19 protein-coding genes are annotated in these 21,498 nt (G+C 36.5%); 9 read left to right on the top strand and 10 right to left on the bottom strand.

Features of this window, described 5'->3' with window-relative positions:
- Positions 1–28 precede the first annotated feature (28 nt).
- Positions 29–397: a hypothetical protein gene (locus JFU54_RS18185; RefSeq protein ID WP_002010187.1), complete on the top strand. Its 369-nt coding sequence runs from the start codon at positions 29–31 to the stop codon at positions 395–397.
- Between the two features lie 231 nt (positions 398–628).
- Here JFU54_RS18185 and JFU54_RS18180 read toward each other — a convergent pair whose 3' ends face one another.
- The gene (locus JFU54_RS18180; RefSeq protein ID WP_002091284.1) at positions 629–1,678 is read right to left on the bottom strand and encodes an NAD(P)/FAD-dependent oxidoreductase; all 1,050 of its coding nucleotides are present in this window, start codon (positions 1,676–1,678) and stop codon (positions 629–631) included.
- Positions 1,679–2,008: 330 nt separating this feature from the next.
- Here JFU54_RS18180 and JFU54_RS18175 point away from each other — a divergent pair, with 330 nt between their 5' ends.
- Genes JFU54_RS18175 through JFU54_RS18165 form a run of 3 tightly spaced genes read left to right on the top strand, consistent with a single transcriptional unit; the run spans position 2,009 to position 5,019 of the window.
- Positions 2,009–2,926 (top strand): iron-hydroxamate ABC transporter substrate-binding protein, encoded by a 918-nt coding sequence (locus tag JFU54_RS18175; RefSeq protein WP_000732562.1) that lies wholly within the window; start codon positions 2,009–2,011, stop codon positions 2,924–2,926.
- Positions 2,927–2,974: 48 nt separating this feature from the next.
- A complete protein-coding gene (locus JFU54_RS18170; RefSeq protein ID WP_133059760.1) occupies positions 2,975–4,015 on the top strand; it encodes a FecCD family ABC transporter permease in 1,041 nt (346 codons plus the stop codon).
- Positions 4,012–5,019: a FecCD family ABC transporter permease gene (locus tag JFU54_RS18165; RefSeq protein ID WP_002191791.1), complete on the top strand. Its 1,008-nt coding sequence runs from the start codon at positions 4,012–4,014 to the stop codon at positions 5,017–5,019. The genes JFU54_RS18170 and JFU54_RS18165 overlap by 4 nt, the downstream gene beginning before the upstream one ends.
- Positions 5,020–5,063: 44 nt before the next feature.
- Here JFU54_RS18165 and JFU54_RS18160 read toward each other — a convergent pair whose 3' ends face one another.
- Genes JFU54_RS18160 through mtnK form a run of 3 tightly spaced genes read right to left on the bottom strand, consistent with a single transcriptional unit; the run spans position 5,064 to position 8,045 of the window.
- The gene (locus JFU54_RS18160) at positions 5,064–5,705 is read right to left on the bottom strand and encodes an L-fuculose-phosphate aldolase (protein WP_002010177.1); all 642 of its coding nucleotides are present in this window, start codon (positions 5,703–5,705) and stop codon (positions 5,064–5,066) included.
- A 54-nt stretch (positions 5,706–5,759) separates the two neighbouring features.
- Positions 5,760–6,803, bottom strand: coding sequence for an S-methyl-5-thioribose-1-phosphate isomerase (mtnA, locus tag JFU54_RS18155; RefSeq protein WP_002124936.1), 1,044 nt, complete (start codon positions 6,801–6,803; stop codon positions 5,760–5,762).
- 12 nt (positions 6,804–6,815) lie between these two features.
- Positions 6,816–8,045 carry an S-methyl-5-thioribose kinase gene (gene mtnK, locus JFU54_RS18150; RefSeq protein WP_201065761.1) on the bottom strand — a complete coding sequence of 410 codons (1,230 nt, stop codon included), beginning with the start codon at positions 8,043–8,045 and terminating at the stop codon, positions 6,816–6,818.
- A 589-nt stretch (positions 8,046–8,634) separates the two neighbouring features.
- On the opposite strand from mtnK, the gene ahpC reads away from it, so the two are divergent.
- Both ahpC and ahpF read left to right on the top strand, forming a co-directional pair.
- On the top strand, positions 8,635–9,198 hold the full coding sequence (gene ahpC / locus JFU54_RS18145) for an alkyl hydroperoxide reductase subunit C (protein WP_000924420.1): 564 nt from the start codon (positions 8,635–8,637) through the stop codon (positions 9,196–9,198).
- Between the two features lie 14 nt (positions 9,199–9,212).
- A complete protein-coding gene (gene ahpF, locus JFU54_RS18140) occupies positions 9,213–10,739 on the top strand; it encodes an alkyl hydroperoxide reductase subunit F (RefSeq protein ID WP_012260245.1) in 1,527 nt (508 codons plus the stop codon).
- Between the two features lie 50 nt (positions 10,740–10,789).
- Here ahpF and JFU54_RS18135 read toward each other — a convergent pair whose 3' ends face one another.
- Both JFU54_RS18135 and JFU54_RS18130 read right to left on the bottom strand, forming a co-directional pair.
- Entirely contained in the window at positions 10,790–11,398 is a 609-nt protein-coding gene (locus JFU54_RS18135) for an SAM-dependent methyltransferase (protein ID WP_002169275.1), read from the bottom strand.
- A 151-nt stretch (positions 11,399–11,549) separates the two neighbouring features.
- Complete coding sequence (locus JFU54_RS18130) at positions 11,550–12,665, bottom strand: M20 peptidase aminoacylase family protein (RefSeq protein WP_002124929.1); 1,116 nt, start codon at positions 12,663–12,665, stop codon at positions 11,550–11,552.
- 289 nt (positions 12,666–12,954) lie between these two features.
- Between JFU54_RS18130 and nhaC the strand changes: the two genes are divergently transcribed.
- A complete protein-coding gene (nhaC, locus tag JFU54_RS18125; protein WP_002010164.1) occupies positions 12,955–14,376 on the top strand; it encodes a Na+/H+ antiporter NhaC in 1,422 nt (473 codons plus the stop codon).
- Here the strand turns inward: nhaC and JFU54_RS18120 are convergent.
- A complete protein-coding gene (locus JFU54_RS18120; protein ID WP_201065760.1) occupies positions 14,373–15,650 on the bottom strand; it encodes a transcriptional regulator in 1,278 nt (425 codons plus the stop codon). The two genes, nhaC and JFU54_RS18120, sit on opposite strands and share 4 nt — an antisense overlap.
- A 93-nt stretch (positions 15,651–15,743) precedes the next feature.
- Here JFU54_RS18120 and JFU54_RS18115 point away from each other — a divergent pair, with 93 nt between their 5' ends.
- Together JFU54_RS18115 and JFU54_RS18110 are read left to right on the top strand one after the other, a co-directional pair.
- A complete protein-coding gene (locus JFU54_RS18115) occupies positions 15,744–16,853 on the top strand; it encodes a mandelate racemase/muconate lactonizing enzyme family protein (RefSeq protein WP_016103215.1) in 1,110 nt (369 codons plus the stop codon).
- A 14-nt stretch (positions 16,854–16,867) separates the two neighbouring features.
- Positions 16,868–17,563 carry an N-acetyltransferase gene (locus tag JFU54_RS18110; protein ID WP_088038261.1) on the top strand — a complete coding sequence of 232 codons (696 nt, stop codon included), beginning with the start codon at positions 16,868–16,870 and terminating at the stop codon, positions 17,561–17,563.
- A 69-nt stretch (positions 17,564–17,632) separates the two neighbouring features.
- Here JFU54_RS18110 and JFU54_RS18105 read toward each other — a convergent pair whose 3' ends face one another.
- From JFU54_RS18105 to JFU54_RS18095, 3 genes are all read right to left on the bottom strand, one after another.
- Positions 17,633–18,340 carry a M48 family metallopeptidase gene (locus JFU54_RS18105; protein ID WP_201065758.1) on the bottom strand — a complete coding sequence of 236 codons (708 nt, stop codon included), beginning with the start codon at positions 18,338–18,340 and terminating at the stop codon, positions 17,633–17,635.
- A 94-nt stretch (positions 18,341–18,434) separates the two neighbouring features.
- Complete coding sequence (locus JFU54_RS18100) at positions 18,435–18,953, bottom strand: YehS family protein (RefSeq protein WP_002029506.1); 519 nt, start codon at positions 18,951–18,953, stop codon at positions 18,435–18,437.
- A gap of 376 nt (positions 18,954–19,329) precedes the next feature.
- Positions 19,330–21,348 carry a GAF domain-containing sensor histidine kinase gene (locus tag JFU54_RS18095; protein WP_201065756.1) on the bottom strand — a complete coding sequence of 673 codons (2,019 nt, stop codon included), beginning with the start codon at positions 21,346–21,348 and terminating at the stop codon, positions 19,330–19,332.
- Positions 21,349–21,498 lie beyond the last annotated feature (150 nt).

Raw genomic sequence — 21,498 nt, 5'->3', positions numbered from 1 at the left:
ACCCATTTACACAAAGGAGAGTTAACATATGGCTACTCGTCACATCATTACAATGTTAGAAAAAACATTACGAGTTGAAACAGAAAACACAATTTCTCATCTATCTAAGTCTTTATCCGATCGTATTCTTTCACAAAGTGCAGCAGTACATGAAAATAATTGTTATCATACGATTGGTGAATGGTACAAAAATCATTTCTTATTCCAACAAGATGATTTCCTTTGGGCTAAATACGTTTTCTATGATGCATATTGTGAAGCTATAAAAAAACAAGGCAATCTTACAAAACGCGTTCGTCAAATATTAGAATCATTAGCTCGACAACATGGAAAACAATATATTGTTTCTATACAAAATATCCCATTTCCTAATGAACAGGAAAAAGGGACAGCATAATTTAATAATGGTCCGCACAAACCAACTATAGATTCATTGTTTCCTAGAAAGATTTACAAATAAAATGTTCAAGTCTTTGTGTTCCCTTTTTATAGAAATACATTCATATGACATGAACTAATGAAAACGGTGTCATGAAAATGATTGAAAATATAGTAAACAGGAAAAACCCCATTTGTATCTCTCGTCCATAGAAATAGAGATGTAAATGGGGGTATACTTGTTCCTTTATTATTTCATCATCTGCTTAATCAATTCTCGATTTCTCTTCTTAAATACTTCATTATGGGAAGAAACCATTCCGTACTCACTTGCATCAGGTTGAATAAATTGTTTCGCTTTATTCACAGCATTTCCAGCATCTTGGAATGCCCCTGCAATTAAATGTAATTTTCCGTCATGCTTTAAAATATCTCCAGCGGCATATAATCCGTCTACCGAGGACTCACTATTTGCATTCCCTGCAATATAATAATTATCAACAATTGCAACATCTAGCTCACTATTTTCTAATAATGTTATATCGCGTTCATATCCATGATTAATAATAACTTCATCGATAGATAAATGAGAAACTTCTCCAGTTTCATGATTTGTTAATTCTACATATTCAATCGCTTCATGGTTATCACCAGCAATTAATTTTGTAATCGATGTATTAAAGAAACATTCTGCTGAACTGTTCATAAGTTGTTTTACTTGTGCTTCATGACCAGATAATTCTTCTTTTCTATATGTTAAATAAACTTTTTTCGCGATTGGTTCTAATTCGTTCGCCCAATCAATTGCGGAGTTCCCTCCGCCTGAAATAATTACCGTTTTATCTTTGAAACGTTTTAACGATTTAACTGTATAATTTAAATTTGAGACTTCGAATCTCTCAGCACCTTCAATTGATAACTTTTGTGGATTCAATATACCACTCCCAGTTGCGACGATCACTGTTTTTGAAAAATGTTCTTCCCCAGAGCTTGTTTTCAACGTAAAAATGCCATCCTGATTACGAATAATTGATTCTATTTTTGTATTCAATACAACTTCAGGCTGAAATGTTAATCCTTGTTGTACAAGTTGCTCAATTAATTTCTCACCAGTAACCGGTAATAATCCGCCGATATCCCAAATCATTTTTTCTGGATAAACATGTATTTTACCACCTAACTGTGGTTGAAATTCTATTATTTTCGTTTTCATCTCTCTTAGTCCGCTATAAAAAGCTGAATAAAGCCCTGCAGGTCCTCCGCCTATCACAGTTACATCAAACAATTCTTCTTGATTCATTCGTGTCACTCCTCAGCTACTAATAATTGATTATCATTCTCAATAAAATATAACTTGTTTTTATAAATTTTACAATCAAAATCACTATTGACAATACACCTATATAAAATTATAGTATTTAAAGAATCAATAGTGATAATCATTATCAATTTGTTAATTATTAGCAACTGTGAGATTACATCTTCTTCTATTACTATGGTGAATACTATATGGTAAAATCTCAAGTTCAAGATTGTTAATAAGACTTTTGTATTACCACTAACTTTTCAAAAGATCAAAGCTAAACAATTTATTGTATATCACATATCATCTATCTAAAGGAGAAAGACGATGAAAAAATTATTTATTTCACTAACAGTTCTGTTCGTCCTTGTTATGAGTGCTTGTAGCAACGGTTCAACAGACAAGAAGAACGACGCAAAAGGTAAGAAATCAGAAACAATTACATACCAATCTGAAAATGGTAAAGTAGAAGTTCCAGCAAATCCACAACGTGTTGTTGTCCTATCATCATTCGCTGGTAACGTAATGTCATTAGGTGTAAATCTTGTTGGGGTAGATTCATGGTCTAAACAAAACCCACGTTTCGATAGCAAACTGAAAAATGTCGCTGAAGTATCAGATGAGAATGTTGAAAAGATTGCTGAATTAAATCCAGATTTAATCATTGGTTTATCAAATATTAAAAATGTTGATAAGTTAAAGAAAATCGCTCCTACTGTAACATACACTTACGGAAAAGTTGATTACTTAACACAACACTTAGAAATCGGTAAATTATTAAATAAAGAAAAAGAAGCAAAAACTTGGGTTGATGATTTCAAGAAACGCGCACAAACAGCTGGAAAAGACATTAAAGCGAAGATCGGTGAAGATGCAACCGTTTCTGTTGTTGAAAACTTCAACAAACAGCTTTACGTATACGGCGAAAACTGGGGCCGCGGAACAGAAATTCTTTACCAAGAAATGAAATTAAAAATGCCTGAAAAAGTAAAAGAAAAAGCTTTAAAAGAAGGATACTACGCATTATCTACTGAGGTATTACCTGAGTTTGCTGGTGATTACTTAATCGTAAGTAAAAACAAAGATACTGATAACTCATTCCAAGAGACAGAATCATATAAAAACATTCCAGCAGTAAAAAATAATCGTGTATATGAAGCAAACATGATGGAATTCTATTTCAATGATCCACTTACATTAGATTTCCAACTAGACTTCTTCAAGAAGAGCTTTCTTGGTCAATAATACAAACATGAGGAATTCTTAATTTAAGAATTCCTCTTCCTTTATTCTATGAAAAGAAAAGATGTGAAACGAATGAAAAAAGAGCAAGACAACCTACGTTCCAACGCTTTTACATACAAATTAATTTTGAGTATCATTGCATTCTTTCTTATTTTTATGTTTGCAATGGTGTTAGGCGCTGCAGATACTTCTATAAAAGACGTATGGTTAGCACTTACTTCCTCTGCTAAAGGAGATAAGCTATCCATCCTTCGTGAAATACGTTTACCACGTGAAGTTGCTGCTATTTTTGTAGGAGCTGGACTCGCTGTTTCTGGTGCAATTATGCAAGGATTAACGCGAAACCCACTTGCCGATCCTGGATTACTTGGCCTAACTGGTGGCGCAAATGCTGCACTTGCACTAACACTTGCCTTCAATCCTTCTATAAGCTACCTTTACTTAACACTAGCTTGCTTTATCGGTGCTGCAATTGGCGCTATTATGGTATTTGGAATTGGCATGGTGAAAAAGGGCGGACTTTCCCCTCTTCGAATTGTATTAGCTGGTGCTGCTGTTTCAGCATTTCTACTTGCAATCTCAGAAGGTGTTGGCATTTACTTTAAAATTTCACAAGATGTATCAATGTGGACTGCCGGGGGAGTAATTGGAACGAGTTGGAGCCAATTAAAAATTATTATTCCGGTTATTTCAATAAGTATATTTCTCGCTATCTTACTTGCGAGAAAATTGACAGTCCTTAGTTTCAGTGAAGAAGTTGCTGTTGGACTCGGCCAAAAAATTATCGTCATTAAAACAATTTTATTTATCATTATTATCTTGCTTGCAGGTGCTTCTGTAGCGCTTGTCGGAAACATGGCATTTATCGGCTTAATGATACCTCATATGGTTCGTCCAATCGTTGGACCAGATTACCGTTTTGTTATACCGATGTCAGCGATCGCTGGTGCTTCCTTTATGCTGCTCGCAGATACAATCGGACGTACAATTAACGCTCCGTATGAAACACCAGTTGCTGCAATCGTCGCAATTGTAGGATTACCATTCTTCCTATTTATTGTACGTAAAGGAGGAAGAACTTTCTCATGATGCAATCTATTCTAAAGAAACAACGCCTTATCATACTTGCATTACTCATACTTACCATCACAACAATTGTAATTGGAATGGGACTCGGTTCTGCCGCTCTCTCCTATGACAGATTAATCCCAACACTTATGGGACAAGGTTCATTTAAAGAAGAATTCGTTTTATATTCTTTAAGGCTACCTAGAATCGTCATTACATTATTAGCTGGTATGGCACTCGCTTTATCAGGTGCTGTATTACAAGGTATTACCCGAAACGATTTAGCTGAACCTGGTATTCTCGGCATTAACGCTGGTGCTGGTGTTGCAGTTGCTTTTTTCTTTCTATACTTCCCGATAGACGTAGGTTCATTCCTTTACCTACTACCAGTCGTTGGATTTATCGGTGCGTTTCTAACAGCTGTTCTAATTTACGTATTTTCATATAGCAAATCCACAGGCCTTCAGCCAATAAGATTAACATTAACCGGCATCGGTTTTTCCTTTGCACTATCTGGCGCGATGATTGTACTTATTTCATCTGCAGATCGTATGAAAGTAGACTTTATCGCTAAATGGATTGCCGGAAACATTTGGGGAGATGACTGGACATTTGTTTTAGCAATGCTTCCATGGCTAATCGTATTAATCCCATTTGTCTTCTATAAAGCAAATCGATTAAATATACTAGCATTAAACGAACCAGTAGCAATCGGTGTTGGAATTGAAATTGAAAAAGAACGAAGATACTTATTAATCGCAGCCGTTGCACTTGCTGCCGCTGCTGTTTCCGTAACAGGAGGCATTAGCTTTATCGGACTTATGGCTCCTCACATCGCCAAATCTTTAGTAGGTCCAAGACATCAAATATTCATCCCTATCGCCGTTTTAATCGGCGGATGGTTATTACTACTAGCGGATACAATTGGACGAAATATCGTCGAACCTAGCGGTATTCCAGCTGGTATTGTCGTTGCTTTAATTGGTGCACCTTACTTTATGTATTTGTTGCTTAAGAAAGTGTAAGAAACACCCTCAAGATTTTTTCTTGAGGGTGTTTTCATTTCATTTTACTGCTGTCCATACCCTTCAAACTTCTTCGACAAATTCTCCATCTCGTCTTCTGGCAATAATTTTGGTTCCCCAACACTTTTCGTTTGGTAATAGATTTGAGCACAAAACTCAATTTCTTCTGCAATAGTAAACGCCATTTTTATATTATTCGCTCCGGCCATTAAACCATGGTTCGCAAGTAAAACTGCACGGCGATCAATCATGCCCTCGAAAGCTGCCTCTGCTAATTGCTTCGTACCAAATGTTTCATATGGTGCACAGCGTACATTCGGGCCTGCGAAAGCAATTAAATATGATACAGCAGGAAGTTCCCATCCTAATGATGCGATTGTCTTGGCATAAGGAGAATGTGTATGTACAAGCGCATTTATATCTTCACGATTTCTATAATAGATAAGGTGCATATCTAATTCGCTTGATGGTTTTCTCTCTCCTTCTATCACTTCACCATCTAAATTCAATATAACTACATCTTCAGGCGTCGTTTCATAATAATCTAGACCACTTGGGCTAATTGCAACAAGACCTTGTTCACGATTAAAAATACTAATATTACCGCCAGTCCCCTTTGTTAAACCACTAGAAATCATTTTCTTTCCGTACGCTACAACTTCTTCTCTTTCTTTTTGCAGTAACATATACATCCCCCTAGTAAGAAACTTATGATGACTATTTTTCTAAAAACTATCTACTTATTGAAATAGCTTTTTTAAATTCTCCATAAACGGTGCTCTCACAATTCCCTTTTCCGTAATAATCGCTGTTACATTTTCATATGGCGTGACATCGAATGCCGGATTGTATACTTTACTTTCTTGAGGAGCAGAGTATTGTCCGAAACGATTGATCACTTCAGAAGCATCCCTTTCTTCAATTGGAATTTCTTTTCCTGTCAGTGTTTTCAAATCAATTGTCGGCGTTGGTGCTGCTACATAAAACGGAATGTTATAATATTTAGCCAAAATCGAAACACCTAATGTTCCAATTTTATTTGCTACATCCCCGTTTGCTGCTACACGATCACATCCAACGATTACTGCATCGATTTTCCCTTGTGACATGACCATTGCCGCCATATTATCTGTAATGACCGTTACATCAATTCCCGCTCGCTGCAGTTCTAATGCCGTTAACGTTGAACCTTGTAATCTAGGGCGTGTTTCATCGGAATAGATTTTTAAGTCCCATCCTTTTTCTTTCGCTAAGTACATTGGAGCTGTCGCAGTGCCATACTTAGTCGTTGCTAACGCACCTGCATTACAATGCGTTAATACCCCCATGCCATCATGGAATAATGTTAATGCATGTTCTCCAATTTGACGGTTAATTTCTTCATCTTCTCTATGAATCTCTTTTGCTTCTTCTAATAATCTATCTTTCAACTGCGCAATTGATAAGTGAGCATTCTCTTTCGCGACACTTTCCATTCTTTCAAGCGCCCAAAATAAATTTACTGCCGTCGGTCTTGATGTCGCTAAGTATGCACATACCTTTTTTACTTCCGCTATGAATTCTTCCGCCGAACTTTCCGCAACTTCCTTTACTCCTAAATACACACCGTAGGCTGCTGAAACACCTATTGCCGGCGCTCCTCGTACTTTCATTACTTGAATCGCATCCCACACACCCTCAGCCGTTTTAAAAGATTCATAGACTACTTCGTTCGGTAATACCGTTTGATCCAATAACACTAAAGCATCATCTTTCCACTGAATTGGTATTAATTGCTCTGCCATCATCTTCTCCCCTTATTTCGCACTATGCATTGACTGTTTTTTTAACGTTTCTACAAAGCTGCTACCTGTTTTATATTGATTCGCTTGTAAAATAAACTTCTTCGCTGTCTGAAGACAAATTCGCTCCGCTCTAGCACGCGCCTCTTCATTCTCAATACAAGTCATATCCTTTACCTTCGCTAGACCAACAATACGACGAATTAACTCAAGACCCGTCACTGCAGCTGTATCCTCTAATACAGATTGTAAATAAACTCGGTTAAAGCCTTCTTCCTTCGCCATAATCTCTGTCACATGAATATCCCAAGCATCTAAAAACTTCTTCTTAAATAAATCAATTACATCTATCATGGTAGATTCTATCCAGTTCATATATGTATCTTTCTCAATACCAGATTGCATCACTGCATCTGCATTCACCCATGCAAACATTAAATTCGCCATTATATTCCCAACGTCATATCCCATAGGTCCATAAAAAGCAAATTCAGGATCAATAACCTTTGTAGAATCACTTTTTACAAAAACAGAACCAGTATGTAAATCACCGTGAAGTAGCGCTTGTGCATTCGTCATAAACGAAAACTTAAGTTTTGCTACTTCCATACGAAGCTCTTTATCACTATAAATATACTCCCTAATCCATCCTTCATTTAATTGAAACAATTCGTTGCGTTTATTATGGTTTGTGAATGGCTCTGAATATACGAGGTCCTCTGTAATCTCACATAACTCAGGATTTATATAATTTTTCACGAGTTCCTTCTTCTCTTTATGATTCATTACAACATCTGATGTTAATAGAAGGGTATTTACCATAAAAGTAGTTAAATCATCAGCAAGCCTCGGAAACATTTGATGATTTATGAGTGCTGTACGCAATATTGTGTGATCTGATAAATCTTCCATCACGCAACAATTCATCACACTATCAAACAAATATACATTTGGCACGAGTCCAGATGCTAACTCTCCTTCTAATCGCAAAACATCTGATTCTATACGGATTCGATTCGTCGACAACTTAAACTCATCTGAAATACGCGCTGTATCCCCAGCTTGCTTTACAATGACAGAAATGTTCTTCTGTTCATCCCAAACGCGGAACACATAATTTAAATTACCATCACCTATTTCTTTACACTTTAGCCCCTTTGCATGCTCGAACTTAGGTAATTTCTCTTGCACATATGCAATCACATCTTTAGCTTCCATTAAAAAATACTTCGTGAACTTAGACATGGTTTCCCCTCCACACTAAATGTAAACGTTTTCTAAAAGCCGTAAAAAATAATAGACTGAAACTTTTTCAATCTATACTATATCTTCTCTATTGCAATACATATCTCGCTTTTATTATATCTTGTTAGAAATGAGCGTCAATGTTTCTATTTCTCATTGCAATATACTTCTTATTATATATATTTAAGATGACAATAATTGTTCACAAAGATTCCGATACATTTTGTTTTATTTATTGCACAATTCTTTGTAAAATAGAAGTAAGCAGTTCCTTTTCAAATCCACAACTTCTAAGAAATATTTCCTTCCTAAGAATTTATACTTACACCATGTCCTAACATACACACTACTCTTTCAAACACTCATTGAAAATTTATGACTTGAAAATTACCTTTTAATTCCCTAGCAGCCTTAATTGAGAATAAATATTAATTAAATTAGTATAAAGTTGGTTTATTCTCTTGACAAAATAACCACTTCTATATGATAATTAATATCGAATTAGAATTATTATAGTTAATTAAAAAATATATTTTATGAGCAAACTAATTTCCGATGCTCAAAACCAACCTTTAGGAGGAATTTTAATATGTTATTAATCGGCACAGAAGTAAAACCGTTTAAAGCTAATGCTTACCATAATGGAGAATTTATCCAAGTTACTGACGAAAGTTTAAAAGGAAAATGGAGCGTAGTTTGTTTCTACCCAGCAGACTTCACATTCGTTTGTCCAACTGAACTTGAAGACTTACAAAACCAATACGCAACTCTAAAAGACTTAGGCGTTGAAGTATACTCTGTATCTACAGACACTCACTTCACTCACAAAGCATGGCACGATAGCTCAGAAACTATCGGCAAAATCGAATACATTATGATTGGTGACCCAACTCGCACAATCACTACAAACTTCAACGTTTTAATGGAAGAAGAAGGTCTTGCTGCTCGTGGTACATTCATCATCGATCCAGACGGCGTTATCCAATCTATGGAAATCAATGCTGACGGTATCGGCCGTGACGCAAGCATCCTTGTTAACAAAATTAAAGCAGCTCAATACGTACGTAACAACCCAGGTGAAGTTTGCCCAGCTAAATGGCAAGAGGGTTCTGCAACACTTAAACCAAGCCTTGACCTTGTAGGCAAAATCTAAGGAGTTCGATCAAAATGATACTAGATGCAGATATAAAAACACAACTATCCCAATACCTTCAGTTAATGGAGAACGATATTTTACTTAAAGTAAGCGCAGGAGACGATAACGTATCTAAAGATATGTTATCTCTAGTAGATGAATTAGCTACTATGTCATCTAAGATTACAGTAGAAAAAGTTGAACTAGAGAGAACACCAAGCTTTAGCGTAAATCGCCCTGGTGAAGAAACTGGTGTCGTATTCGCTGGTATTCCATTAGGACACGAATTTACTTCATTAGTGTTAGCTTTACTACAAGTTAGTGGACGTGCTCCAAAAGTTGAACAAAAATTAATCGATCAAATCAAAAACATTCAAGGCGAATATCATTTTGAATCTTATATCAGCCTAAGTTGTCATAACTGTCCTGATGTTGTACAAGCTCTTAACGTAATGAGCGTTCTAAACTCTGGTATTACACATACTATGATTGATGGCGCTGCATTTAAAGAGGAAGTAGAAAGTAAAGACATCATGGCAGTACCAACTGTTTACCTAAATGGCGAATCTTTCGGAAGCGGTCGTATGACACTTGAAGAAATTTTAGCTAAAATGGGTAACGGTCCAGATGCATCAGAGCTTTCTGATAAAGATCCATACGATGTTCTTGTTGTTGGTGGCGGCCCAGCTGGTGCAAGTGCAGCAATTTATGCAGCACGTAAAGGCATCCGCACTGGTATCGTTGCTGAGCGCTTCGGTGGTCAAGTAATGGATACTATGGGTATTGAGAACTTCATCAGCGTAAAACGCACTGAAGGTCCTAAGCTAGTAGCAAGTCTTGAAGAGCACGTAAAAGAATACAACATCGATGTAATGAATCTACAACGTGCGAAACGTTTAGAGAAAAAAGAACTTATTGAAGTGGAACTTGAAAACGGCGCTATTCTGAAAAGTAAGAGCGTAATCGTTTCAACAGGTGCTCGCTGGCGTAATGTTGGTGTACCGGGTGAAGCTGAGTTCAAAAACAAAGGTGTAGCATACTGCCCACACTGTGACGGTCCATTATTCATCGGAAAAGATGTAGCGGTTATCGGCGGTGGTAACTCTGGTATTGAAGCAGCTATTGACTTAGCAGGTATTGTTAAGCACGTAACTGTTCTTGAATTCATGCCAGAATTAAAAGCTGATGCTGTATTACAAGAACGTCTTAACAGCTTACCTAACGTAACTGTTCTGAAAAACGTTCAAACGAAAGAAATTACTGGTACTGACAAAGTAAACGGTATTTCTTACATCGATCGTGAAACTGAAGAAGTACACCATGTTGAATTACAAGGTGTATTCGTTCAAATCGGTCTTGTGCCAAACACAGACTGGTTAGGCGAAACAGTTGAACGCGTTCGCGGTGAAATCGTAACAGACAAGCACGGCGCTACAAACGTACCAGGAGTGTTTGGTGCAGGTGACTGTACAAATAATCCGTACAAACAAATCATCATCTCTATGGGTTCAGGTGCGAATGCAGCTTTAGGTGCATTTGATTACTTAATCCGTAACTAATTATATAGACGTGAGTTTTAAAAAAGCAGGTGCCAAGGCACCTGCTTTTTTTATAATCCTAATGTATAAACTAAAAATCTCTCATTCCCATTCTTCTCATAAGCACCCGGCAATCTAACCTCTCTCTTCAATTCAAACGCAGTCTGGTTCTCTAAGAAGAAAATATAATCTTCAGAAGGATAGTATAAAATAATATCCACTTCCCTCTCTATTTCCTCTACCGAAAGCAAAATGTTATTCACTACGTTCATAAACACTTGTACAGAAAATGGATTGAAGAAATAAAACCGGTTATCACGTGGATCAATCTCATATTCCTGCGCTAAACAACATTCAAACCGAATTTTATCTTTACTGTTTCTCACTTTTCGCGCATAACGATCACGATTATCCATTGCTTCTTTATAAAACTCTTCATTCATTTCAATTCCAACCGCTAATGCATCGCACTTATGGTGCATGTAAAAATTCAATCTCCCTTTTCCGCACCCAAAGTCTACAATTCGATCGCTACTTGTTATTTCATATTGATTCAATAACTCATCTAATCCGCTATATGGCGTCGGTTCATAACGGTGATAATGCATAGACTTATTAAATCCTTTTTGCTCGCCGACAGTTTTTATATTTAATACAGCATCGTAATATTGTTCGTTCATTCGTTTGCTCCTATTAAGAAATATTACTATTATTATACACCACGTACTGAATGCTCATTTTTATCAAATCAATTGGTACGTGAAATTATATTATCGCGAAATCGAATATATCGACTTAACAACAAATTCCTACCAAAAAAACAGGAGCTTTCTAGCCCCTGTCTTCTAATACTTTCAATACAGTTTGTTTCAATATTTCTACTCCATCCATTATACAGCTATGATCAAACTTCATATACGGATGGTGTAATCCAGGTTGTAAGTTCGCCCCTAGTCCAAGCATGACAGCTTTTAAATGTGGTCTTTTCACTGTATAGTAATGGAAATCATCGCTTCCTGTCGTATACAGTGGTCCAGTACATCCCTCTTCCCCGTACACTTCAAGAATGCCTTTCCGCATGAAACGCTCAGCTTCTTCTGACACTTCAGCTCCTGGTGCGAGATCAATCCACTCATAAGAAAGTTTAGATCCCATTGATTCAGCTGACTGAATTACTTGCTCTATTTTTCGCTTCAATTCATCTAGTAATATGTTATTTTCTGCTCTTACATCTAAACTAAAGTGCCCGTTACCTGGAATAATATTTAGATTATCACCACCAGCTTGGCATCTCGTCATCTTAACAGAATAAGACGTCTGCGGCGGTAACCATATATTTTTCAATCCAATATTGATCATCGAAATGACATCAATTGCATTTATACCTTGATGTGGGCGTGCCCCGTGTGCATCATCTCCATGAATCATCCCTTCTAAAAATGCTGCAGCTCCGTGACGAATAGATGGGGCTGCTTGTTTCAAAGGCAGTTCTTCAATCGGCCTTAAATGAACACCAAATAAGAAATCAGCATCATCCACGGCGCCCTTCTCTACCATCTTTAAGGAACCATTTCCTTTTTCCTCTGCCGGCTGAAAAATAAATCTAACAGTACCACTATCCCATCTCATATTTTTCAATTGTAAAATAAGGCCCATCACAATTGTCATATGAGCATCGTGGCCGCACGAGTGATTCGCTTTAAATTCTCCGTCTACTTCTTGCCATAGTGCATCCATATCAGCACGAATCGCGATAACTGGATTCCCTCTTCCGATTTCAGCAATCACGCCAGGGCAATCATCAAATATTTTATATGAAATTCCTTCTTCTTTTAGAAAGTTAGTAATATAAGCTGTCGTTTCATATTCCTTCCAGCTTACTTCAGGGTTTTCATGTAAATGCTGAAAAATTTCAGTTAAACGCTCTTGTAGTTCTAATGTTTTCAAAGCTTCATTCTCCTTCCCCTAATTACAAACCATTCAGATTAATTATACTTATGAAAAACAGATGTTTTTATGAACATATTGAATTTTAAGAAAAAAGTCAATTGTTTATTTTTTAATACCGTTAATACCCGATTTCAACTCATCTTATAAAGATATCCATACAAATAGAAGATTCGATATTTTCTGTTTTTATATTGACGCTTACATCTATTTTTAGTTATTATAACTTAATAACGTCTATTTTGCGACAATTCTAAAAATACAAACATACATAATGAGGAGGCAGTTTATGAAAAGAGAAATACCTTTTGGCATAGCAATAATCCCTATTATCATTACAGTTGCAGTTATGATGGTTACAATTGTTGTATTAGAACAAAGCCCTCACGTCCCACTTATTATCGGTACAACCGTTGCTTCGATCGTCGCTTGGCGGTACGGTTACAAATGGAATGACATTGAAGAATCGATGTATAAAGGAATTCGCCTTGCATTACCCGCTATCGTTATCATTATTCTTGTAGGTTTAACGATCGGTGCTTGGATTGGCGGCGGAATAGTCGCTACTATGATTTATTACGGCTTAAAACTTTTAACTCCATCACTATTTTTAGTTTCAATTACAATTATTTGTTCTATCGTTGCATTAGCAATCGGTAGCTCTTGGTCTACAATGGGAACAATCGGTGTTGCTGGAATGGGAATTGGCCTAAGTATGGGAATCCCAGCTCCAATGGTTGCTGGCGCTATAATTTCCGGTTCTTATTTTGGCGATAAAATGTCACCGCTTTCAGACACGACAAACTTAGCAGCGGGATTAACAAATACAGATTTATTCACACATATTCGTCATATGTTATTTACTACAATTCCAGGTTTAATTATTACTCTTATCGTCTATGCTTTCTTAGGAAGAAGCTTCGGCGATAACAATATCGATGCAAAAAGCATCGATCAAACGTTACAAGTATTGCAACAAAACTTTGTTATTTCGCCTTTTCTATTAATTATACCCGTAGTCGTTATGGTATTGGTCGCTAAAAAAGTCCCTGCTATACCAGCTATTCTCGTAGGTGTTATTTTAGGATTCTTATCACAAGTCTTTATTCAAGGTGGCTCTGTCTCATCAGCTGTCGGTGCACTCCAAAGTGGATTTGTCATAGACACTGGAAACAAGCTAGTAGATGAACTATTTAACCGTGGTGGCTTAAGCTCTATGATGAATACAGTTTCTATGACAATTGTCGCTATGACTTTCGGCGGAGTACTAGAACATACTGGCATTCTTCGCTCAATTGTAAATCAAATTTTAAAATTAGCGACATCATCAAAAGGACTTATCGCTTCTACCATCGCATCTTGCTTTGCAACGAATCTTACTTGCTCTGAACAATATATTTCGATTGTTGTTCCTTCAAGAATGTATGCAAATGCGTACACAGAAAAAGGACTACATTCTAAAAATTTATCCAGAGCATTAGAAGATGGTGGAACATTAACTTCTGTTTTCGTACCTTGGAATACATGTGGTGTATTTATACTCGCAACACTTGGAGTCGGTGCATTCGAATATGCTCCTTATGCTATATTGAATTTCATCGTACCTATTATCTCAATCATTTATGGTATAACTGGCTTCACAATTACGAAGCTATCTGATATTGAAAAAGCAGACCTACTGAAAAAGCAAAAAGCACAACTAGAAGCTTAAAATTTTTGAAACGAATACAACGGTAAATTTAGCTCATATATTGCACGAGGGCGCCCTTGTTGATAGGGCATTTCCTCGCCGCAAATATTGGCATATCTGTAATCAACTAATTTCTTTAACAGCCTTTCCGTCGATCGCCGAGTCACTTGTAAGTACTCAGAAAGATCCGCCGCTGTAAATTTCAATGATGGATGCGATTGACTAAACTGAATAATTTTTGACAAGTTTGCAGGACTAAGCTTCGTTTCCTTCGCTATTTTCATTAATTCAGGATTATCGTTTTTTAAACTTTGTACTCTCTGTTCTTTCGGGAACGGACCAAATAATTCTTTATCACTTGTTAGTATATAAAAGCAGCTTTCTATCGGATTATTCTTTGCGAAACCTCGAGCGATTTTTGCATTTTGTTCCGCTTCATTTACTGTTTTTCCGTAACCAAATCCAATAGATACTGCGCCTTCTATATTCATAAATAAACGATCTATCGTATTTGTTTTTATACTCAATTCAATATCACCACGAGTTGTATACAAAATAAAAGTCATTTCATCAACTTGTTTAAATGAACCACGTAATTCTTTTGAAATTACATTTAATTGTTCAAGCGAGCTTTCTTGTAACTCTATAAAGGATATAATACAAGCACCAACAGTGGCTGAATGGCTTTTTGCTAACTCAGCTTTTATTTTTGCATCTTTTAACCCATGTATAATTGATTGCGTTGGATCTATCATACGCTCTGAAGGAATCCCTATTTTTTGAAGTTCATCGTAGACAGCGTGAATACTAGTTAAAGCTAAATCAACCTCTCCAGATTGATATTTAGCTAAATGAAAATCAATGATTCTCTTAATTTCATCATTACTCCATAACATATTTTCATAATCCATCACTTGCGGCGTTTCTTTTAGACCGATGTCATGGAACACATTTGTAATAAACGAACGATCTACTAAATCAATTGAAATTTTATGAGGTTGAATACTTTGATGGTATATTATAGAAAGGAGTGAAGATGCGACAGTTGTCTCGTCTTGCTGCAAATATACACTTGGAATTGGTAATTGTTCTCTTATTTCTTTTGCCATATAATAAGGTAGGGCACCCGAGAAAAAGATAGCATCACAAGGTTTTAAACGCTTTAATAGTTCAGAAGATTCTGCCGGATGAAGGTAAATATATGGATCAATCTCTATTTCTTCTAGTTTATGAGCAATAGGTAAAACATTCTCCATAAACTCTTTTGAACCGACAACTGCAATTTTTATCATCATTTTCTCTAACTCCTTATCATTAATTAACGACTATTTAACGTCAACTATATCAAATGTACAAAACCATTGTAAACAGGAAGGGGTCTTTATTCAATGAAAATTACAGCTATTCATCTTTACGCAATTCGTTTACCACTTCGCGATCCGTTTGTTATTAGTTATGGTTCTTATTCTGATATGCCTTCTATTATCGTCAAAATGGAAACAGATGAAGGCATTATTGGTTACGGTGAAGGCGTTGCTGATGATCACGTTACAGGTGAATCATGGGAAAGTACTTTCCATGTTTTAAAACATACACTAGCTCCTGCTCTAATTGGGAAAAATCCAATGAATATCGAGAAAATACACGATATGATGGACAATACAATTTACAGTGTTCCTACAGCGAAAGCTGCGATTGATATCGCTTGTTTTGATATAATGGGCAAAAAATTAAATCAACCTGTATATCAATTAATTGGCGGACGCTATCATGAAGAGTTTCCTGTCACTCACGTCTTAAGTATTGCAGATCCAGAAGACATGGCTGAAGAAGCTGCCTCTATGATTCTAAAAGGTTACCAATCTTTCAAAATGAAAGTCGGTACGAATGTAAAAGAAGATGTAAAACGAATTGAAGCTGTACGTGAACGTGTAGGAAATGATATCGCGATTCGTGTTGATGTAAACCAAGGATGGAAAAATAGCGCAAACACATTAACAGCACTTCGTTCATTAGGTCATTTAAACATCGACTGGATTGAACAACCTGTTGTAGCGGATGATATTGATGCAATGGCTCATATTCGTTCGAAAACAGATCTTCCGCTTATGATTGATGAAGGACTAAAAGGCTCTCGTGAAATGCGCCAAATTATTAAATTAGACGCAGCTGATAAAGTGAATATAAAACTAATGAAATGCGGCGGCATATATCCAGCTGTAAAACTCGCTCATCAAGCTGAAATGGCAGGCATTGAATGCCAAGTTGGATCCATGGTCGAATCATCTGTTGCCTCTTCCGCAGGATTCCATGTCGCTTTCTCAAAAAAAATCATTACTAGCGTCGAGCTAACGGGACCATTAAAATTCACGAAAGACATCGGAAACTTACATTACGACGTACCATTTATTCGCTTAAACGAAAAGCCGGGACTCGGCATTGAAATAAACGAAAATACATTACAAGAATTAACCGTCTTTCAAGACGTTGTACGCTAAAGGAGGACTAACACATGACGACTCTTTACGAAGGAAAATTAAAACAAAACAACGATCCATTTCACGTTACATTACTATCTTTAGAACATATGGAACAAATTTTATCATTACAAAACGTTGTAGTTGAAGCGCTAGAAGATAAAGGTCGTTTACAACCACTCTCGCTAGAAGAATTTCAATACATTCTAGAAGGAAACGGCATGATGATCGGGGCGTTTATACAAAACGAGCTCATCGCATTTCGTGCCCTACTAGTCCCTCCTATCGACGATGAACATTTAGGGCTTGATATTGGTCTACCAGAAAGTCAGCTACACCGCGTCATCTATCAAGAAATCTCAAACGTTCATCCAAACTGCCGAGGAAATGGCATGCAAAAAATATTAGCCACAGTCATCATGGATGAATTACAAAAAGAAGACAGCCAGTACGACTATGTTTGCTGCACCGTTGCACCTTTTAACATTCCTAGTTTAAAAGATAAGTTTGCGCAAGGGATGGAAATTGCTGCGCTGAAGGAGAAATATGGCGGTAGTATGCGGTATGTTTTTGTGAAGGAATTGCGTAAGGACACAGAAAGAGATTGGACGAATGTTAAAAGTGTTCCGATGAGTGATGTTAGTGAAAAGCAAGCGTTACTTTCAGAGGGGTATCGTGGGTATGCGATGGAAAGAATAGACGATACTTTCACTGTGAAGTTTGGACGATAATCTATGTACAAAGAGAACCCTAATTCATTAGGGTTCTACTTTATTTCATTCCACAATCTAAAGTAATAACTAAACCGTCATCTTCCAACTAGATAACGCTAACCAGTTTTCCATTTCCTTATAATCAGGCATTATCTTCCCGACAAGACGCCAAAAAGAGCGATCATGATTTAAATGAACCATATGACACATTTCATGAACGACTACATAGTCAATTACCCGCTGTGGTGCCATCGCTAGCTTCCAATTAAACGTTAGCTGTAGATTTGAATCACAAGTTCCCCACGTACGACTACTATCTGTAATACGAATAGAACGCGGTTTTGTTTTAAAGTTACTTTGATGCGCTTTAATACTCTTCTCTACTAAAGCCTTGCACTGCTTATAGTAAAATCGTTTTAAAGCCTGCTGGATTTTCTCATCCTTAAGCTCATTCACGTAAATATGTAGCTTATTCCCTTCAAATACTGCATTATCTTGTTCAATACTTGCATCTTGAGAAATCTGTATCGGATACGTATTCCCTAAATAGAGAAAACCCTCTCCTTGATCATAACCCTTTTCCTGTGGTCCAAGCGCTCGCTCCTGCATTTCCTTACGTGTTTTCTGAATCCAATCCCATTTCTCCTCTAACAATTTGACTAAGTATTCAACAGGCGTTCCTTTTGGAGCTTGCACTTCCACATTTCCGTACGAATCTACAAAAAGACGCACCGACTTTTTCTTCTTATAAGTTATATGAAAATTAATTGTCTCACCTAAATATGTATGTACCATTTCATCACCTAGTGTATTATTTTACAAATAAAAAAGAATAGGACACAAACGCCCTACTCTATCTATTATATCATTTACTGTTTCACCGAACTTATTATCCTCTGTACTTTACACCTAATCCCTTAATGAAATTCCTTGCGTATCTATCGCCGCACTCTTTGTAATGCTTATGGCCTTTCTTTCTTAATAAAGCGCCTAACTCTCCTTTTGTTACGATGACGCCCACGCTGTCTAATATATCAAGCACATCTTCACTCGTTAAAGATAGTGCTATTTTCATTTTCTTTAAAAGAAGGTTATTGGCACTCTCCTTGCTCTGTACAGGTGCCGGTTGGCCTGGTTTCGGATCTTGCTTCCCTCTTTTTAAAGTAATAAATCCATTTAAAAATGCCTCTAGCATCATCATGTTGCATGTTAATACGTACTCATCTTCGATTACATCATCATCTTCCGCTTCATGTTGTGGACTTCTCTTTACTTTTGTAAGCATATCAAGTACGTCCTCTTTCGTTACTTCCATCCCGCCAAGTTCAAAGATTTCTACCATATCTATATCTCTTATATCTAAAGCGTATCTTACTCTTTTTAATATATCGTTGTTGCTCATTGCCATTGTATTTCCTCCTGAAATGTTGATTATAGTAATGCTTTTAGCATGTATAAATTAATATCGTTAAGTTACTACTTTAACATTTTAGAGGTAGGTTTTGTAGTCTTAGGTGGATTAATGCTTTTGGGGATGATTTTAAAACAGCAAAAAAGGGTGGGATAATCGCGCAAAATTACGGATGGGGATTTACTATTAATTAACACACTTAAAAATGGACTAACCTGATATAGGTTAGTCCATTTCTTTTTATGCAACTCTAATTTAGTGGGCAACTCAAACATGAATGTTACGCAAAATTCAGGTGAAATATACTGATTATGTTTACTTAAGTTTTACTTTTTATTTGTGGCACGGTTCACCGTAACTAATCTAAATGAGGTTATTGTTCATTATTTTCATAATTAAATTTAACAAAAAAGGTAGTGCCTTCCGAGCCTGTTTGAATTTCTATTTTCGCATTATGCCGGGCAGCAATGGCATAACATATGCCTAATCCCAATCCAGTTCCATTATCTTTGGTCGTGTAAAATGGCGTACCCAGTTTCTCTAATACTTCAGGCCTGATACCTTTTCCTTGATCCCGCACTGCAAGCACCACACAATTTTGACATTCCTTGTAGGTGCTAATGGTTAGAACTTTCCCTGTGCTCATCGCTTCTAAGCCATTACGGTATAGGTTTATTAATAATTGTCGTATCTCATTACGATTTAAAAATAATTCCGGAATGTCATTTGTATCGACTTGAATAGATTTATTTTGATTATACGTATCAATCTTTATTAAAGGAATAATATCGTGGATAATTGAATTTAAATCTAACATCTGCAAATCCGATTTCCTTGTATTACCGATTGAGAGAAATTCAGTAATAATAGAATTGGCACGATCAAGTTCTTCAATCATTAAATTAAAGTACTTATTATGTTTCTCATAGGTGCGCTCTTCTTTTAATAACTGCAAAAATCCTCTTACTGTTGTCATTGGATTTCTAATCTCATGGCTGATACCTGCTGCCATTTGCCCTATTAAATCTATGTTGGATAACCTTTTCAATTCCTGCTCATATTGCTTTTTTTCCGTTATGTTTTTAAAAATACAACAAATACCATCATCATACGGATATGCAATAACTTCGTGCCAATATTCATCAGAGATAGAAAAAAATTCGAAATGAACTGTAATTCGCCCTGACATTGCACGATGAAATTCCTTATACATAACTGCGTCGACGCTACTCGGGAAGACCTCCCATATATTCTTACCTAATACATCTTTTGCTGTTTTTCTTTGTGGAAAATATTGATGCTTATTTACGTACGTGAATTCCCATTTATTATTCAAAGTAAAGAATCCATCCGTAATAATTTCAATCACACTTGTAACTTTTTCATTAGCAGCAGCTAGTTCTCTCGTTCGCTCTTCCACCATGCTTTCAAGTTGATCCATATATAACAAGTTTGAAAACGTAGGAGCTGTGGCATCAACGATAGATTTTGCCAGTTGAATTTGGGAATTATCGTAATTGTGAGCTTTTCCCTCTTTGCCAACGACGATTACCCCTAATACTTCTCCCAATGAAACCAATGGAATCATCAGTAGACCCTTACTATCTATATTTTTTGTTTGAATAACCTCTTGGATCTTGGCTTCATAGCTTTTCTCCATCCAATCCGCTTCTGTCCAATCACAGTCCTTGCTTAACTTCGTTGTTTTAATCGTTGTTTTGTCTAGCGGGTCTAAAAGGTGGGCAGCCATGTTTTTACTCTCTAAAATCTGTCCTAAGTAAAAAAAACATTTATCAAAACTCTCCTGTATCGAGGAACACATTGATAAATCACGGGTAACATCTAGTAACAGCTGCTTCTCGGCAATAAGGTTTTCCTTTTGTGTTAAATTATTTGCGTTTTGAATTGCGACCGCAGCCATATTTACATAAGCTTCAACACTTTGAATCTCTGAATCTGTTAAGTTCATTGGAACTCCATAATCAAATAAAAAAACCAGACCAAATAACTCTTGTCCAAATGAGATAGGCAGGGCTAATAAGGACTTAATTTTGAACGCATCAACTGGTCTTGGATCCGGCCGATGATCCTTTGAGGTATCAGGGATATAGATGGTTTTTTTTGTTTCAATAACTTCTTTTGCCAGTAAGTCTATTTCAGGATCAATTACCTGAGTATCGAGCGTTACGCCATTTATGGTCTCTGGTTTCCCTGCAAACCCTCTAAATGTTCCATCTTCCTGGGGTAAATAAATTCCAACAGCGTTGCACCTAACAATCTCCTCTGATATCGCCATTGTTACACGCTGTAATACTTCACGTAGTTCTAATTTTGTATTTATTATTTTTGTTATATTCGCGAGCCTAGAATATCTCGTCTGATCACTTAACATTCACATAGCCTCCAAGTTATAGGCATAATAAAATAAACATGATAATATCAGTGAAAATCAAGACCAACCTGCCATTTTCGATTTTCTTCTGTATTCTTTTCTTACCCTTGTTTTACATAGAATATCTCACGTACTTATGATATGGTTCAC

The organism is Bacillus sp. TH19 (assembly GCF_016651075.1).
Taxonomy (GTDB): Bacteria; Bacillota; Bacilli; order Bacillales; family Bacillaceae_G; genus Bacillus_A; species Bacillus_A mycoides.
This window is presented reverse-complemented; position numbering and strand designations above follow the sequence as displayed.